The sequence below is a fragment of the Rhodococcus sp. MEB041 genome, from assembly GCF_030208955.1.
Lineage (GTDB): Bacteria > Actinomycetota > Actinomycetes > Mycobacteriales > Mycobacteriaceae > Rhodococcoides.
This window is the reverse complement of the sequence record NZ_JARVSZ010000005.1, coordinates 784,679-799,751: the sequence shown is the minus strand read 5'-3', so window position 1 is coordinate 799,751 and position 15,073 is coordinate 784,679. Positions and strand designations below refer to the sequence as shown.

14 protein-coding genes are annotated in these 15,073 nt (G+C 69.3%); 10 read left to right on the top strand and 4 right to left on the bottom strand.

Annotation, left to right across the window (positions count from 1 at the left end; all coding sequences use genetic code 11):
• The first annotated feature begins 3 nt into the window (after positions 1-3).
• The 4 genes from QRN16_RS17915 to QRN16_RS17900 are packed head-to-tail and all read left to right on the top strand — an operon-like array spanning position 4 to position 3,696.
• Entirely contained in the window at positions 4-783 is a 780-nt protein-coding gene (locus QRN16_RS17915; protein ID WP_285188695.1) for an SDR family oxidoreductase, read from the top strand.
• Complete coding sequence (locus QRN16_RS17910; RefSeq protein WP_222638733.1) at positions 783-1,823, top strand: Gfo/Idh/MocA family protein; 1,041 nt, start codon at positions 783-785, stop codon at positions 1,821-1,823. The genes QRN16_RS17915 and QRN16_RS17910 overlap by 1 nt, the downstream gene beginning before the upstream one ends.
• The gene (locus tag QRN16_RS17905; protein WP_027503731.1) at positions 1,820-2,716 is read left to right on the top strand and encodes a sugar phosphate isomerase/epimerase family protein; all 897 of its coding nucleotides are present in this window, start codon (positions 1,820-1,822) and stop codon (positions 2,714-2,716) included. The genes QRN16_RS17910 and QRN16_RS17905 overlap by 4 nt, the downstream gene beginning before the upstream one ends.
• Complete coding sequence (locus QRN16_RS17900; protein ID WP_285188691.1) at positions 2,713-3,696, top strand: Gfo/Idh/MocA family protein; 984 nt, start codon at positions 2,713-2,715, stop codon at positions 3,694-3,696. Before QRN16_RS17905 ends, QRN16_RS17900 begins: the two co-directional genes overlap by 4 nt.
• 160 nt (positions 3,697-3,856) lie before the next feature.
• On the opposite strand, the gene QRN16_RS17895 is transcribed toward QRN16_RS17900, so the two are convergent.
• The 3 genes from QRN16_RS17895 to QRN16_RS17885 all read right to left on the bottom strand — a co-directional run bounded on the left by QRN16_RS17895 (position 3,857) and on the right by QRN16_RS17885 (position 7,087).
• Positions 3,857-4,669, bottom strand: a complete 813-nt coding sequence (locus tag QRN16_RS17895; protein ID WP_027503733.1) for an ATP-binding cassette domain-containing protein — start codon at positions 4,667-4,669, stop codon at positions 3,857-3,859.
• Positions 4,670-4,677: 8 nt separating this feature from the next.
• Complete coding sequence (locus QRN16_RS17890; RefSeq protein WP_222627218.1) at positions 4,678-5,736, bottom strand: ABC transporter permease; 1,059 nt, start codon at positions 5,734-5,736, stop codon at positions 4,678-4,680.
• A 169-nt stretch (positions 5,737-5,905) separates the two neighbouring features.
• Positions 5,906-7,087, bottom strand: a complete 1,182-nt coding sequence (locus QRN16_RS17885) for a Gfo/Idh/MocA family protein (protein WP_285188687.1) — start codon at positions 7,085-7,087, stop codon at positions 5,906-5,908.
• Positions 7,088-7,259: 172 nt separating this feature from the next.
• Here QRN16_RS17885 and QRN16_RS17880 point away from each other — a divergent pair, with 172 nt between their 5' ends.
• Both QRN16_RS17880 and QRN16_RS17875 read left to right on the top strand, forming a co-directional pair.
• Complete coding sequence (locus QRN16_RS17880; RefSeq protein WP_285188685.1) at positions 7,260-8,279, top strand: LacI family DNA-binding transcriptional regulator; 1,020 nt, start codon at positions 7,260-7,262, stop codon at positions 8,277-8,279.
• Positions 8,280-8,361: 82 nt separating this feature from the next.
• Complete coding sequence (locus tag QRN16_RS17875; protein WP_285188682.1) at positions 8,362-9,360, top strand: ABC transporter substrate-binding protein; 999 nt, start codon at positions 8,362-8,364, stop codon at positions 9,358-9,360.
• 10 nt (positions 9,361-9,370) lie between these two features.
• Here the strand turns inward: QRN16_RS17875 and QRN16_RS17870 are convergent, their stop codons facing one another.
• The gene (locus QRN16_RS17870; protein WP_027503738.1) at positions 9,371-10,108 is read right to left on the bottom strand and encodes a GntR family transcriptional regulator; all 738 of its coding nucleotides are present in this window, start codon (positions 10,106-10,108) and stop codon (positions 9,371-9,373) included.
• 173 nt (positions 10,109-10,281) lie between these two features.
• Between QRN16_RS17870 and iolC the strand changes: the two genes are divergently transcribed.
• From iolC to iolD, 4 genes are read left to right on the top strand one after another with little or no spacing between them, the layout of a single operon-like run.
• Positions 10,282-11,316 carry a 5-dehydro-2-deoxygluconokinase gene (iolC, locus tag QRN16_RS17865; RefSeq protein WP_502944013.1) on the top strand — a complete coding sequence of 345 codons (1,035 nt, stop codon included), beginning with the start codon at positions 10,282-10,284 and terminating at the stop codon, positions 11,314-11,316.
• Entirely contained in the window at positions 11,309-12,217 is a 909-nt protein-coding gene (locus tag QRN16_RS17860) for a Cgl0159 family (beta/alpha)8-fold protein (protein ID WP_027503740.1), read from the top strand. Before iolC ends, QRN16_RS17860 begins: the two co-directional genes overlap by 8 nt.
• On the top strand, positions 12,214-13,107 hold the full coding sequence (iolB, locus tag QRN16_RS17855; RefSeq protein ID WP_285188676.1) for a 5-deoxy-glucuronate isomerase: 894 nt from the start codon (positions 12,214-12,216) through the stop codon (positions 13,105-13,107). Before QRN16_RS17860 ends, iolB begins: the two co-directional genes overlap by 4 nt.
• A 2-nt stretch (positions 13,108-13,109) precedes the next feature.
• On the top strand, positions 13,110-15,062 hold the full coding sequence (gene iolD / locus QRN16_RS17850) for a 3D-(3,5/4)-trihydroxycyclohexane-1,2-dione acylhydrolase (decyclizing) (RefSeq protein WP_222638737.1): 1,953 nt from the start codon (positions 13,110-13,112) through the stop codon (positions 15,060-15,062).
• Positions 15,063-15,073: the final 11 nt, after the last annotated feature.

Here is a 15,073-nt window from a genome sequence, read left to right as displayed (position 1 = left end):
GGTGTGGGCACTCTTCTGGACGACACCGTCGTTCTCGTCAGCGGCGGCACGTCCGGTGTGGGCGCCGCCGTCGTGCGAGCGAGCCTCGCCGCGGGCGCACGCGTGGCCTTCAGCGGCCGACGTGACGAGGTGGGCACCGCGTTCGAACGCGAGCTGCGTGCCGACGGCCACGACGCGACCTTCGTGTGCGCCGACATCGGCGACCCCATCGAGGCGATCGCGAGCGTCGAGCGCACCGTCGAGCACTACGGCCGCGTCGATGCCGTGTGCAACGCGGCCGGACTCACCTCCCGAGGGTCACTGCTCGACACCACCCCCGAGCTGTTCGACCAGCACATGGCCGTCAACCTGCGGGGACCGTTCTTCGTCATGCAGGCCGCCGTCCGAGACATGCTCTCGCGCTCGGCTCCCGGCACCATCGTGAACATCGGCTCCGTGAGCGGCCGCGGCGGGCAGTCCTACCTCGCCCCGTACGTGGCGGCGAAGGCCGGCCTGTCGGGGCTGACCAAGAACGCGGCACACGCTCACCGGTTCGACCGGATCCGCATCAACGCACTCGACATCGGCTGGACCGAGACCGAGGGCGAAGCCGTGACGCAGAGGACATTCCACGACGCGCCGGACGACTGGGCCGCCGACGCGGCCGCACGCATGCCGATGGGCAAGCTCGGACAGCCCGACGAGATCGCCGACATGGTGGTGTTCCTGCTGTCGCCGCGCAGCGGCGTCGTCACCGGCTCGGTCATCGAATGGGATCAACAGGTAGTAGGAGGGCAGGACTGATGGGCAACGACGTTCGGAACCAGCGAATCGGAGTCGTCGGACTGGGACGCATCGGTGCGTTCCACACCGAGACTCTCGCCGGACTCGACGGGGTCTCGAGCCTCGTGGTCACCGACGGACGGCCGGAGGTCACCGACGCCGTCGCCGCGAAGTACGGCGCGGAGAAGGTCGACGGGGTCGACGCGATGCTCACCGCCGGCGTGGACGGCATCGTCGTCGCGGCGGCCACGCCCGCGCACGCCTCGCTGCTGCTGGCCGCGGTGGACGCCGGGATCCCCGTCTTCTGCGAGAAGCCGTTGGCCTTCACCGCCACCGAGAGCAAGGCCGTGGTCGACGGCATCGCGACCTCCGACGTGCCCGTCCAGATCGGGTTCAACCGGCGGTTCGATCCGGCCGTCGCGGCCGCCGAACGTGCCGTGCGCAGTGGGGATCTCGGGTTCCTGCACACCGTGCGGTCCACCACTCTCGACCCCGCTCCCCCGCCGATGGCGTACATCGCGGAGTCCGGCGGCATCTTCCGCGACTGCAGCGTCCACGACTTCGACGTCGTGCGCTGGATCGTCGGCCGCGAGGTCGTGTCCGTGTTCGCCACCGGCTCGAACCAGGGCGATCCCGCGTTCGCCGCCGCCGGCGACGTCGACTCCGCCACCGTGCTCCTCACGTTCGAGGGTGGCGCCGTCGGTGTCGTGTCGAACTCTCGCTACAACGGCCGCGGCTACGACTGCCGGCTCGAGGTCCACGGCCGGGACGACACGGTCGTCGCCGGCTGGGATCCCCACACCCCGGTCCGGAACATGGAAGCGCCCCAGCTCTTCCCGCACGGCGAGCTGTTCCCGTCGGACACTCCCCACGGGTTCTTCATGGACCGGTTCGCCGCCTCCTACCGCGCCGAGCTGTCCGCGTTCCTGGAGGTCTGCGCCGGCACCCGCCCGTCCCCCTGCACCGCGCAGGACGCCCTCGAGGTCGCCTGGATCGCCGAGGCCGCCACCGAATCCCTGCGCCGCGGCGCACCCGTCACCCTGGAAGAGGTCCGCTCATGACCGCCGCACCCGTACGTATCGCCGGAGCACCCATCTCGTGGGGCGTCTGCGAGGTCCCCGGCTGGGGATACCAGATGGACAACGACCGCGTGCTCCGAGAGATGCGCGGCGCCGGACTCACCGCGACGGAGAACGGTCCCGAGGGCTTTCTCCCGGCCGATCCGGCATCCCTGGCCGCAGTGCTCGCCGGTCACGACCTCACCTCCGTCGGGGGCTTCGCTCCCGTTCTGCTGCACGAGGAGTCGCACGATCCGGTGCCGACCATCGCCTCGCTGCTCGACGGTTTCGTGGCCGCGAACGCCGACGTCATCGTCCTCGCCGCGTCCACCGGCCAGGAGGGCTACGACGCCCGCCCGACGCTCACCGCCGATCAGTGGACCGTGTTGCTGCGCAACCTCGATCGTCTCGCCGCCGCCTCCGCCGAGCGGGGAATCCTCGCCGTCGTGCATCCCCACGTCGGCACCATGATCGAGCAGCGCGACGAGGTGCACCGCGTGCTCGACGGCTCCTCCATCCCGCTGTGCCTGGACACCGGGCACCTCATGATCGGCGGCACCGATCCGGCCGAACTGGCCACCGCGGCGGCCGATCGCATCGCGCACGCTCACCTCAAGGACGTCGACGCCGCCCTCGCAGCACGGGTCCAGGCCGGCGAGCTCACCTACACCGACGCGGTCCGCGCCGGCATGTACACGCCGCTCGGAACCGGGGACGTGGGCATCGGCGGCGTCGTCGACTCGCTCCTCGACGCCGGATACACCGGCTGGTTCGTGCTCGAGCAGGACACCATCCTGTCCGAGGAGCCGGGCGAGGTGGGCGGCCCGGTGACGGACGTCGTCGCCAGCGTGCAGCACCTCCACGACATCGTCGCCGCCCGAACGGCCGCGGTGTGACGGCACCTCTGCGCATCGGGGTCCTCGGCGCGTCGCGCATCGCGGAGCAGGCGATCATCGGACCGGCTCACGCGCTCGGTCATCGACTGGTGGTCGTCGCGGCTCGCGATCGCGGCCGCGCCGAGGCCTTCGCACAGCGGTACGGCGTCGAGCGCGTCGCCGACGACTACGACGCGGTGATCGACGATCCCGAGGTGGACGCCGTCTACAACCCGCTCGCCAACGCCCTGCACGCCGAGTGGAACATGCGCGCGCTGCGCGCCGGCAAGGCCGTCCTGACGGAGAAGCCGTTCGCACGCAACGCCGCCGAGGCGCGGGCAGTGCGCGATGTGGCTCGCGAGACGGGCGCAGTGATCGTCGAGGGGTTCCACTACCTCTTCCACCCGGTGACGCGGCGGCTGCTGGACATCGCCGCGAACGGCACCCTCGGTCGCCTCACGCGGGTCGAGGTCGTCATGGCCATGCCCGCACCCGCCGACGACGATCCGCGATGGTCGCTCGACCTCGCGGGCGGTTCCGTCATGGACCTGGGCTGCTACGGGCTCCACGTGCACCGCCTTCTCGCCGACGTCGCCGGCGGGCCTCCCCGCGTGGTCTCCGCCGTCGCCACCGAACGTGACCCCGGCGTCGACGCGACGTCGACCATCGAACTCGCGTTCCCCGACGGCGCCACCGGCACCGTGACGAACTCGATGGAGCACGCCGAGCACGAGTTCACGGTGCTGCTGAGCTTCTCCGAGGGAACGGCGTTCGCGCACAACCACATCAAGCCGAACACCGACGACCGCGTCTCCGTCACGGATGCGTCGGGGACGACGGTGGAGCACCTCGGCACCCGCCCGTCGTACGAGTACCAGCTCGAGGCCTTCGCGGCGCACGTGCAGAGCGGCGCTTCGATCCCCCTCGACGCCGACGACGCGGTGGCCACCATGGAGCTCGTCGATGCCGCGTACACGGCGGCAGGTCTCCCTCTCCGCTAGCCCCCGAGAACGACGGCCCCGCACCCCTTGGCGAAAACCTCGGTGCGGGGCCGTCGTCGTTCGTGCAGTTCTGCTCACGAGCACTCGCGCGCGCGGTCCGGGTGCCGACACGACACGGGCCCCGCACCTCGTGTGAGGTGCGGGGCCCGGGAGTCGAGCGTCAGCGGCGCAGTTCGTGGGTGAGCGTCTCGAGTTCGTCGCCGCCGGCCATCTCCTTGGTGAGATCGTCGAGGCTGATCTCGTCGTAGGAGCAGTCGAGCTTCTGGCGACCGCGGTTGAGCAGCACGAAGTGGTCACCGACCATGTACGCGTGGTGCGGGTTGTGCGTGATGAACACGACGCCGAAGCCCTGCTCCTTGGCTGCGGAGATGTAGCGCAGCACCATGCCGGACTGCTTGACGCCCAGCGCGGCGGTCGGCTCGTCGAGGATCAGGACGCGGGCGCCGAAGAAGATGGCGCGGGCGATGGCCACACACTGGCGCTGACCGCCGGAGAGCGAGCCGATGGGGGCGTCCACGTCGGGCAGGTCGATGCCCATCTTGTGGAGTTCCTCCTTGGTCGTCGCGCGCATCGCGGCGGCGTCGAGGGTGCGGAAGACGCCCTTCTTCCGGAGCTCCTGGCCCAGGAAGAAGTTGCGCCACACCGGCATCAGGGACACGACGGCGAGGTCCTGGTAGACCGTCGCGATGCCCTTGTCGAGCGCGTCCTTGGGTGAGGAGAACTTGACCTCCTCGCCGTCGACGAGCAGCTGGCCCTCGGTCTGCTGGTGCAGGCCGGCCATGATCTTGATGAGGGTCGACTTGCCGGCACCGTTGTCGCCGAGCACACCGGTGACCTCGCCGGCGCCGACGCGCAGGTTGATCCCGCCGAGGGCGATGATGTTGCCGTAGCTCTTGCCGACGTTCTTCAGCTCGATCAGCGGGGTCTTGCCGCCACTGTTCGATTCGAGGGGAGTCTCGATGGTTGCACTCATGTCAGGTGTCACCTTTTCGCAGCGTAGGAACGGAAGCTGTTGTTGGCGATGACGGCGAAGAGCAGCATCGCACCGAGGAAGAACTTGAACCAGTCCGGGTTCCAGCCGGCGTAGACGATGCCCTGGTTGGTCATACCGAAGATGAAGGCGCCGATGGCCGCACCGATGGCGGTACCGAAACCTCCGGTGAGCAGGCAGCCACCGATGACCGCGGCGATGATGTAGAGGAACTCGTTGCCGACACCCTGGCCGGACTGGACGGTGTTGAAGGCGAAGAGCAGGTGCATGCCGACGAACCAGGCGCAGAAGCCGACGAACATGAACATGCCGATCTTGACCTTGGTCACCGGCACACCGATGGCGCGAGCCGAGTCCTGGTTGCCGCCGACGGCGAAGATCCAGTTGCCGACGCGCGTCTTCATCAGCACGTAGGTGGTGATGAGCGTGAAGACGAGCCACCACAGGACGGTGATGCGGACCGAGACACCGAAGACCGAGAACGACGAGGCGAAGACCTTCTTCGCGGACTCGAACCCGTCCATGTCGGAGATGGACTGCGTCGCGACCTGGCCGGTGACGAGCTTGGTCACCGCGAGGTTGATGCCCGTCAACATCAGGAACGAGGACAGGGTGATGAGGAACGACGGGATCTTCGTCTTCATCACCAGGTACCCGTTGAGGAATCCCACCCCCAGTGCCAGCACCAGGGCGAGGACCGAGCCGATCCACACGTTGAGGTGGAGGTTGTAGGCCAGCATGGACGCGGCGATCGAGGAGAACGTCACCGCCACACCGGTCGACAGGTCGAACTCGCCGCCGATCATGAGGACCGACACGCCGCACGCCATGATGCCGATGGTCGACGAGGCGTACAGCACGGTGGCCAGGGCCTCGGGGCTCCGGAACGGCGGGGCGACGATGGCGAAGAACACGAAGATGATGATGGCGCCGAAGAGGGCACCGATCTCCGGACGGACCAGCAGACGCTGGAACGGCTTCTGCTTCTTCACCCGCTCGTCGGTCACGACGGTATGCGTGGCGAGATCGAGATCTGCCTGAGTGGACATGGACTTCCTTACCTGACGGGGGATTCTCTGCGCTGGCGGAGCATTCGTTCGGATGACACCCCGTGAGGGAGGCGAGCGGCGAACGTTCCGTGTGATGTCGATGTAATACGCATCACAGCCATAAGTCAATACTTTGTTCGGACATTAGGACTGCAGCCGGACATACCCGCTAGAGCGTGACCCACCTTCCCGACTCCACCGACTCCGTCATCGCGTCCAGCACCGAGGCGCTGCGGACAGCATCCCGCACGGTCGCGCCGACGGAGGCGTTCTCGGCGATCGACTGCAGGAAGCGCGCCGCCTCGACCACCTTCAAGTCGTCGTACCCCATCGCGGACGCGGACCCCGGCTGGAAGACGCCGTACTCGCCCGCTCCCGGACCGACGAAGAGCGTCGACTGCGGCTGGTCCTGATACAGCGGCTGATCCTCGCCGGCCGCCCGCAGGCCCAGCTGCAGCTCCCCCATCCGACGGAAGTCCCACGAGACCGAGCCCTTGGTCCCGTGGATCTCGAACCCGTAGGAGTTCTGGTCACCCACCGCCACGCGGCTGGCCTCGAGGACGCACCGGGCACCGGTCGCCATGCGCAGCTGCGCGGACACGAAGTCCTCGTTCTCCACCGGGCCCTGCCCACCGCCCGAGGCGCGCATGTGGCCGCTGGTCACCCCCGTCGGCTTGGCACGCTGCGGGATGAAGACGGCGGTGTCCGCCACCAGCGAGGCGATGTCGCCGAGCAGGTACCAGATCAGATCCGCGCCGTGGGACGCCAGATCGCCGAGCACGCCGCTGCCGCCGCGCTCACGCTCGAAACGCCAACTCAGTGCGCCGTCCGGGTGGGCCGCGTAGTCACTGAAGAACCGGAAGCGTGCATGCGTCACGTCGCCCAGTTCGCCGGACGCGATGATGCCGCGCGCCTGCTCCACGGCCGGTGCATTGCGGTAGTTGAAGCCCACTGCCGTCTGCACGCCTGCCTTCTCCGCGGCGATCGCCACTGCACGGGCATCGTCCGCCGACAGTCCCACGGGCTTCTCGATCCAGAGGTGCTTCCCGGCCTCGGTCACCGCGACGCCCATCTCCCGGTGCAGGAAGTTCGGCGACGTCACCGACACGGCACCGATGGACGGGTCGGCCACGACGTCGCGCCACGACTCGGTGGACGAGCCGAAGCCGAACTGCTCGGCAGCCTCGGCGGCGCGGCCGGGCACCTCGTCGGCCACGGTCGCGAGAACGGGCAGGGGTCGGAGCGCGGGGTAGTGGTGATGCACGCGGCTGTAGGCCTGCGTGTGGACGCGGCCCATCCAGCCGAAGCCGACGACGGCGACAGGCAGAGTGGTGAGGCGAGGGTCGGACATGGGTGCACTCCAGACGAGGGGGTTGTTGGACCGTTCCAAACAGAAGACTGTCCGCAGTCTGCCCGCCGCCCGATCGCGCTGTCAACGCTCTTCCGCTCACCGCGTCCGTCCCGCTAGGCTGCGTTTGGCACGGTCCAACTCGGCGGGGCCGCCTCACCGGACGGAGCAAGCCGTGACGAACATCGAGCGGCCACCCACGATCCGCACCGTGGCCGAACGCGCCGGCGTGTCCAAGTCGCTCGTCTCCCTGGTCCTGCACGACTCCCCCAACGTCAGCGACGAGAAGCGCGCGGCCGTGCACGCCGCCATCGACGAGCTGGGCTACCGGCCGAACCTGTCGGCCCGCAACCTGTCCCGGCAACGGACGGACATCGTCGGGGTCCTCATCAACGACCTCCGCAACCCGTGGTTCGTGGACTGCCTCGAGGGCATGGCCCCGGTGCTCGAGGCACACGGGCTGACCATGATGCTCGGCGACGGTCGAGCCGACCGCAGCGGGGACGACACCGTCGTCCGCAAGTTCACCGAACTGCGACTCGACGCGCTCGTCCTGGTCGGCACCCGGTCGCCCACTCCCCTGGTCGCCGATGCCGCGACGTCCATGCCGACGGTGATCGTCGCGAGCCGCGACCTCGAACTCCCCCGCGCGGACGTCGTGGCCAACGACGACACCGCGGGATCCGCGCTGGCGGTGGCGCATCTCGCGGAACTGGGTCACCGCCGGATCGCCCACGTGGCCGGGTCGTTCGGCGCCGTGTCCGCCCTGCGCGCCGACAGCTACCGCGCCGCGATGGCGTCGCGCGGTCTGGACACCGACGGCCTCGTCGAAGCGTGCGACCTCACCGAGGACGGCGGATACGACGCCGCCCGGAGACTCCTCGCCCGCACCCCCCGCCCGACCGCCGTGTACGCGGTGAACGACATCGCCGCGGTCGGTGTCATGACGGCCTGTCAGGAAGCGGGACTGACCGTGCCGCAGGACATCTCGATAGTCGGATACGACAACACCTCCATCGCACAACTGCGCCACGTCTCCCTGACGTCGGTGGACAACGCCAGCGCGTCGGTCGGTCGCCGGGCCGCAGCGGCGGTGATCGACCGGATCGCTCGTCCGACGGCAGCCGGCACCCTCGACCTCATCGCGCCGACACTGCAGGTGCGCGGAAGCACGGCACCGCCAGCCGACACGTAGCTCCCCACGCGGCCTCCCAGGTGACTTAGGGTACCCCTACCTCCGCGGTCTCCGGAGGCATCGCGAGCAGCAGGGGTACCGCATGCGCAGCACGACATCACGACGATTCGCCACGGCCGTCGCCGTTCTGACACTCCTCACGGCGGCCGGGTGCAGCAGTGATCAGGCGTCCGACGCGGTGCCCGACAGCGACGCCCCGACGGGCACAGTGACCATCGAGCACGCACTGGGCTCCACCGCGATCGACCGCGCCGAACTCGGGTCCGACCCTCGCATCGTCGCCCTCACCGCTCCGGCCGTGGACGCCGCGCTCGCCCTGGGGGTGCAGCCGGTGGCCTTCGCCTCGGACACGACCGGGGCACCGGACGGCCGCTATCCCTGGCAGTCGGAGCTGGCGGCGGACGTACCGCTCATTCCCGTCCCCGTCGAGGGCACCCTCCCCATCGAGGAGATCGCCTCGTACGCACCGGATCTCATCCTCGCCGACTTCGCCGCGTCGACACCGACCCAGTACGAGCAGTTGACCGCACTGGCCCCGACCATTCCCGTCATCGGCGACACGGTCTCGCCCTACGACGCGCTGACGCGCGCGCTGGGCACGGCGCTCGGCCGCGAGGACGACGCCGACGCGGTGATCGCGCGGACGCGGACCGCCCTCGCCGACGCCGCCGCGGAGCTGCCCGGACTGGCGGGGAGGACAGCGCTGCTGTCGCAGTACATCCCGGCCACCCAGCAGCTCGTCGTGGTGGCCGATCCCGACGACGGCGCCTTGGCGTTCTATCAGGAACTGGGGATGACGCTGCCGGCCGTCGACCTGCCCGCCACGGCCGGCAACCGGCTCGTCGTCGGGCCCGAACGCGTCGACGTCCTGAACTCCGACCTGGTGATCATCCTCGTGAACGGCGGTACCGCCGCCGATCTCGAGGCACTGCCCGGATGGGCCGATCTGCCCTCGGTGCGCTCGGGCGGCATGCTGATCACGGACTACGCGACCATCATCGCGCTGAACACACCGTCACCGGCGTCGCTGACGTACGCGCTGGAGAAGGTTCGGCCGACGCTCCGGTCGATCGCAGGCTGACGCCTCCGGGTCAGCGGTCGACGAGGGTCGTGTCGAAGTAGTACCGCGACGCGCGGTACACGTGCGACCCGTACTCGACCACCTTGCCGGAGTCGTCGAACGCCGTTCGGTGCATGGTGAGCAGCGGCGCCTTCGGCTTCTCGTCCAGGAGGTGCGCCTCGTCGCGATCGGCCGCCTTCGCCCCGATGCGCTGGCGAGCGAGGCGGATGTGGACTCCTTTGGTGCGAAGCGACTGGTACAGGCCGTGCGCCTCGAGCTCGGCGGGCTCCGGCGCCACGTCGACGGGCATGTAGTTGATCATCAGCGCGAGCGGTTCACCCTTGGTCAGTCGCAGACGCCGCACGGTGACCACCTCGGACTCCGGCCCGATGTTGAGCTCGCGCGCCACGTCCTCGGTGGGCAGCCCGACCGAGTACTCGAGCAACTTCGTCGTCGGGTCCTGGCCGGCGCGCGCCAGGTCGTCGAAGAGGCTGGTGAGCTCCACCGGTCGATGCACCGGGCTCTGCACCACCTGTGTGCCGACGCCACGCTTGCGCACCAGCAGCCCCTTGTCCACCAGTTCCTGGATGGCCCGACGCGTGGTCGGCCTCGACAGGTTCAGGCGCTTCGCGAGGGCGAGCTCGTTCTCGAAGCGGTCACCCGGGGCCAGACTGCCGCCGAGGATCGCGCCCTCGATGGCCTGCGCGAGTTGGTAGTAGAGCGGAACGGGACTCGACCTGTCGAGCTCCACGGCGAGCGGTTGACTCACGTACCAGCTCCGATCCGAAACTAGGCGGGTGTGCGGGCGGGCTGCCCGAGAACAGAGTGTAAGTGACCGTGCGCAATATGACGGCAAGTTAGAATGTCAGGACAAACTATTGACAGGTTGGTGTGGCGCGGAGCACAGTGATACCGGCCCCCACGCACACGCCCCGAGTATCGATGGAGCAGACCTTGACCACAGTGAACAACACCGGCCCCACCGGTGATGCACGTTTCGACGTGCTCGCCATCGGACGCAGCGGAGTCGACATCTATCCCCTGCAGGTCGGTGTGGGCCTCGAGGACGTCGAGACGTTCGGCAAGTTCCTCGGTGGCAGCGCCGCCAACGTCACCGTCGCCGCCGCGCGACTCGGGCGCCGCACCGCGCTGATCTCCGGCGCCGGCGACGATCCGTTCGGCCGCTTCGTGCGCGCCGAGCTCGCCCGCCTCGGCGTCGACAACCGCTACGTCGTGGTCGACGGCCAGTACGCCACCCCGGTCACGTTCTGCGAGATCTTCCCGCCGGACGACTTCCCGCTGTACTTCTACCGCAAGCCCACCGCGCCGGACCTGCAGGTGCGTCCTGAGGACATCGACACCGAGGCCGTCCGGAGCGCCGCTCTGTACTGGTCGACGGTCACCGGTCTGTCAGAGGAGCCCTCGCGCAGTGCACACTTCACCGCCTGGGAGGCGCGTGAACGCGCTCCGCTGACGGTGCTCGACCTCGACTACCGGCCCATGTTCTGGGAGAGCCCCGCCGCCGCGACCGAGCAGGTCCAGCGCGCACTGCGACACGTCACGGTGGCCGTCGGCAACCGCGAGGAGTGCGAGGTCGCCGTCGGCGAGACCGAGCCGGACCGGGCCGCCGACGCGCTGCTCGACATGGGGGTGGAACTGGCGATCGTCAAGCAGGGCCCCAAGGGCGTACTGGGCAAGACGCGCACCGAGCGCGTGGAGGTGCCACCGAACTTCGTCGACGTCGTCAACGGACTCGGTGCCGGCGACAGCTTCGGTGGATCGCTGTGCCACGGACTGCTGTCCGGCTGGCCACTCGAGAAGATCCTCCGCCACGCCAACGCGGCCGGCGCCATCGTCGCGTCGCGCCTCGAATGCTCCACCGCCATGCCCACCGCCGACGAGGTCGCCGCCCTCGCCGAGTCCGCGGTCACCGCACCGGGTTCCGATCTCGCCGATTCCGAGGAAGCACATGTCTGAGACCATCACCGCGACCTGCACCACGTACGCCGACGTCACCGAGATCCGGGCGCACGACCCGGGCGCGATCGACCGCGCCTGGGCCTCTCGCGTCACCCGTGAGACGGTGCGCGGAGACGGGCGGCTCATGATCGTGGCCGCCGATCACCCCGCCCGCGGTGCCCTGTCGGTCGGCTCGAACCCGACGGCCATGAACAGTCGCACCGAACTGCTCGACCGCCTGCGTACCGCGCTGGCCGACCCGGGAGTCGACGGTGTCCTCGCGACGTCCGAGATTCTCGACGACCTCGTCCTGCTCGGCGCCCTCGATGACAAGGTCGTCATCTCCTCGATGAACCGCGGCGGACTCGCCGGCGCGTCGTTCGAGCTCGACGACCGGATGACCGGCGCGACCGCGGCGTCCACCGCGAAGGCGCGGATGAACGGCGCCAAGATGCTGACCCGCATCGACCTCGACGATCCCGGCACGCTCGGCACCCTCACCGCCTGCGCGCAGGCCATCGACGAACTCGCGGCCGAGGGCCTCATGGCCATGGTCGAGCCGTTCCTGTCGTCGCGCCGCGACGGCAAGGTGGTCAACGATCTGCGTGCCGACGCCGTCATCAAGTCCATCCACATCGCCCAGGGCCTCGGCGCGTCGTCGGCGTACACCTGGATGAAGCTGCCCGTGGTCGACGAGATGGAGCGCGTCATGGACGCCACCACGCTCCCGACGCTGCTCCTCGGCGGCGACCCGCAGACCGCGCCCGACGAGACCTTCGCCAGTTGGGCACGCGCACTGAAGATCCCCGCCGTCCGCGGCCTCATCGTGGGCCGCACACTGCTCTACCCGAAGGACGGCGACGTCGCCACCGCGGTGGCGACCGCAGTCGACATGGTGCGGGGCGGGGCGGACGAGTGAACAGCGAGTTCTACATTCCCGCCGTCCCCGGCGCCGGAGTCACCGTCACCCCGGAGAGCGCGGGATGGACCGAGTCCAGTCTGCGCACAGTGCTTCTCGCACCCGGCGAGTCCGTCGATCTCACCTCCGACGACAACGAGATCATGGTGGTCCCTCTGCAGGGATCCGCGACCGTCACGTGCGGCGAGGAGTCGTTCGCACTGACGGGGCGCGCGTCGGTCTTCGACGGGCCCTCCGACTTCGCGTACGTCGGCCGTGACAGCAGCTACACCCTGCGCAGCGAGCAGGGTGGACGTTTCGCGTTGTGCGGCGCACGCGCCTCGCGGGCCCTGCCGTTCCGGTACGTTCCCGCCACCGACGTCGCCGTCGAACTGCGCGGCGCGGGCAACTGCAGCCGGCAGGTGCACAACTTCGGCACCGCCGACACCTTCGAGGCCGACTCGCTCATCGCGTGCGAGGTCATCACCCCCGGCGGCAACTGGTCGTCCTACCCCGGCCACAAGCACGACGAGGAGACCGAGACCGAATCGGCACTCGAGGAGATCTACTACTTCGAGATCGACAGTGGCCGTGACGGTTCCGCCGGTTTCGGATACCACCGCGTGTACGGCACACCCGAGCGTCCCATCGAGGTGCTCGAAGAGGTGCGCACGGGTGACGTCGTCCTCGTCCCGCACGGGTATCACGGGCCGTCCGTCGCGGCGCCCGGCTACCACATGTACTACCTCAACGTCATGGCCGGACCGGGCAGCGAGCGCGCCTGGAAGATCGTCGACGATCCCGACCACACCTGGATCCGCAGCACGTGGGACGGCCAGGACGTCGATCCACGCCTCCCCCTCACCCCCCGACCTCCGCTGGACTCAGCGCACCGTGGAAAAGGAGCCTGACGATGGTGTCCACCGCACCGATGTCACAGAGCAAGACCGAGAACGCCGAGCCGATGGTGCACCTCACGGTGTCCCAGGCCATCGTCCGCTTCCTCGCCAACCAGTACGTCGAGCGTGACGGGGTCCGGACCAAGTTCTTCGCGGGCTGCTTCGGCATCTTCGGCCACGGCAACGTCGCCGGTCTCGGACAGGCGTTGCTGCAGGCCGAGATCGACGCCGTCGAGGCGGGCACCGAGCCGGAGCTTCCCTACGTCCTCGGCCGCAACGAGCAGGCCATGGTGCACAGCGCCGTCGGCTTCGCCCGCCAGAAGGACCGTCTCCAGACCTGGGCCGTCAGCGCCAGTGTCGGACCGGGCTCGACCAACATGCTCACCGGCGCGGCGTTGGCCACCATCAACCGGTTGCCCGTCCTGCTGCTCCCGGCGGACACCTTCGCCACCCGCGCCTCCTCACCGGTGCTGCAGGAGCTCGAGCTCCCGTCCAGCGGCGACGTCACCGTCAACGACGCGTTCAAGCCGCTCTCGCGCTACTTCGATCGAGTGTGGCGCGCCGAGCAACTGCCCGCGGCTCTGCTCGGCGCCATGCGCGTCCTCACCGACCCGGTGGAGACCGGCGCCGCCACGGTCGCCGTCCCGCAGGACGTCCAGGCCGAGGCACACGACTGGCCCGAGTCGTTCTTCGCGCCGCGCACCTGGCACGTCGCCCGCCCGCTGCCCGAGCGGTCCGTCGTCGCCCGCGCCGCCGAGATCATCCGCTCGGCGAAGGCGCCGCTGATCGTCGCCGGCGGCGGCGTCATCTACTCCGGTGCCACCGAGGCGCTCGCGTCGTTCGCGGAGAAGACCGGAATCCCCGTCGGCCAGAGCCAGGCAGGCAAGGGCTCCCTCGTGTACGACCACCCGCAGTCGGTCGGAGCGATCGGGTCCACCGGCACCACGGCCGCCAACGCCCTCGCGACCGAGGCCGACGTGGTCATCGGGATCGGCACGCGCTACAGCGATTTCACCAGCGCGTCGCGCACGGCCTTCTCCAACCCCGACGTGCGGTTCGTCAACATCAACGTCGCGTCCATCGACTCGGTCAAGCAGGGCGGTCTCTCCGTGGTCGCCGACGCCCGCGAGGCGCTCGAGGCACTGACCGACGCGCTCGCGGACCACGAGGTGAGCGCCGAGTACCGTGCGCGCGCCACCGAACTCGCCGCCGAGTGGGATCGCACGGTCGCCTCGGTCTACGCCGTGGACGACGACAACCTCGGCATGAACCAGAACCAGGTCATCGGTCTCACCAACTCGCTGTCCGACCCACGCGACATCGTCGTGTGCGCCGCCGGCTCGATGCCCGGAGACCTCCACAAGCTCTGGCGCACACGCGATGCCAAGGGCTACCACGTCGAGTACGGGTTCTCCTGCATGGGCTACGAGGTGGCCGGCGGCATCGGCGTCAAGATGGCGGCACCGGATCGCGACGTCTTCGTCATGGTCGGCGACGGCAGCTACCTCATGATGGCCACCGAGCTGGTCACCGCGGTCCAGGAGGGCGTGAAGGTCATCCTGGTGCTGGTGCAGAACCACGGCTTCGCCTCCATCGGATCACTGTCGGAGTCGCTCGGCTCCCAGCGCTTCGGCACCGCGTACCGCTACCGGTCCGAGTCCGGTCGACTCGACGGCGGTGTGCTGCCCGTCGATCTGGCGGCCAACGCCCAGAGTCTCGGCGCCGACGTCATCCGCGTGAACACCGCCGGCGAGTTCGCCGACGCCGTCAAGGTGGCCAAGGCGGCGGACCGTTGCACGGTCATCCACGTCGAGACCGATCCGCTGATCGCCGCTCCGGACAGCGAGTCCTGGTGGGACGTCCCGGTCAGCGCCACCTCGACGCTCGAGAGCACGCAGACGGCGTACGAGACGTACGAGGCGTGGAAGAAGGTCCAGCGGCCGTACCTCCGGCCGTCCGCCGACTGACTTCTCGATCC

Bases quoted from the DNA above. Each gene is read 5' to 3' on its own strand.
- QRN16_RS17910 (WP_222638733.1), top strand. From the start codon at position 783: ATGGGCAACGACGTTCGGAACCAGCGAATCGGAGTCGTCGGACTGGGA.
- QRN16_RS17905 (WP_027503731.1), top strand. From the start codon at position 1,820: ATGACCGCCGCACCCGTACGTATCGCCGGAGCACCCATCTCGTGGGGC.
- QRN16_RS17895 (WP_027503733.1), bottom strand. From the start codon at position 4,669: ATGAGTGCAACCATCGAGACTCCCCTCGAATCGAACAGTGGCGGCAAG.
- QRN16_RS17890 (WP_222627218.1), bottom strand. From the start codon at position 5,736: ATGTCCACTCAGGCAGATCTCGATCTCGCCACGCATACCGTCGTGACC.
- QRN16_RS17885 (WP_285188687.1), bottom strand. From the start codon at position 7,087: ATGTCCGACCCTCGCCTCACCACTCTGCCTGTCGCCGTCGTCGGCTTC.
- QRN16_RS17875 (WP_285188682.1), top strand. From the start codon at position 8,362: ATGCGCAGCACGACATCACGACGATTCGCCACGGCCGTCGCCGTTCTG.
- iolC (WP_502944013.1), top strand. From the start codon at position 10,282: ATGGAGCAGACCTTGACCACAGTGAACAACACCGGCCCCACCGGTGAT.
- QRN16_RS17860 (WP_027503740.1), top strand. From the start codon at position 11,309: ATGTCTGAGACCATCACCGCGACCTGCACCACGTACGCCGACGTCACC.
- iolD (WP_222638737.1), top strand. From the start codon at position 13,110: ATGGTGTCCACCGCACCGATGTCACAGAGCAAGACCGAGAACGCCGAG.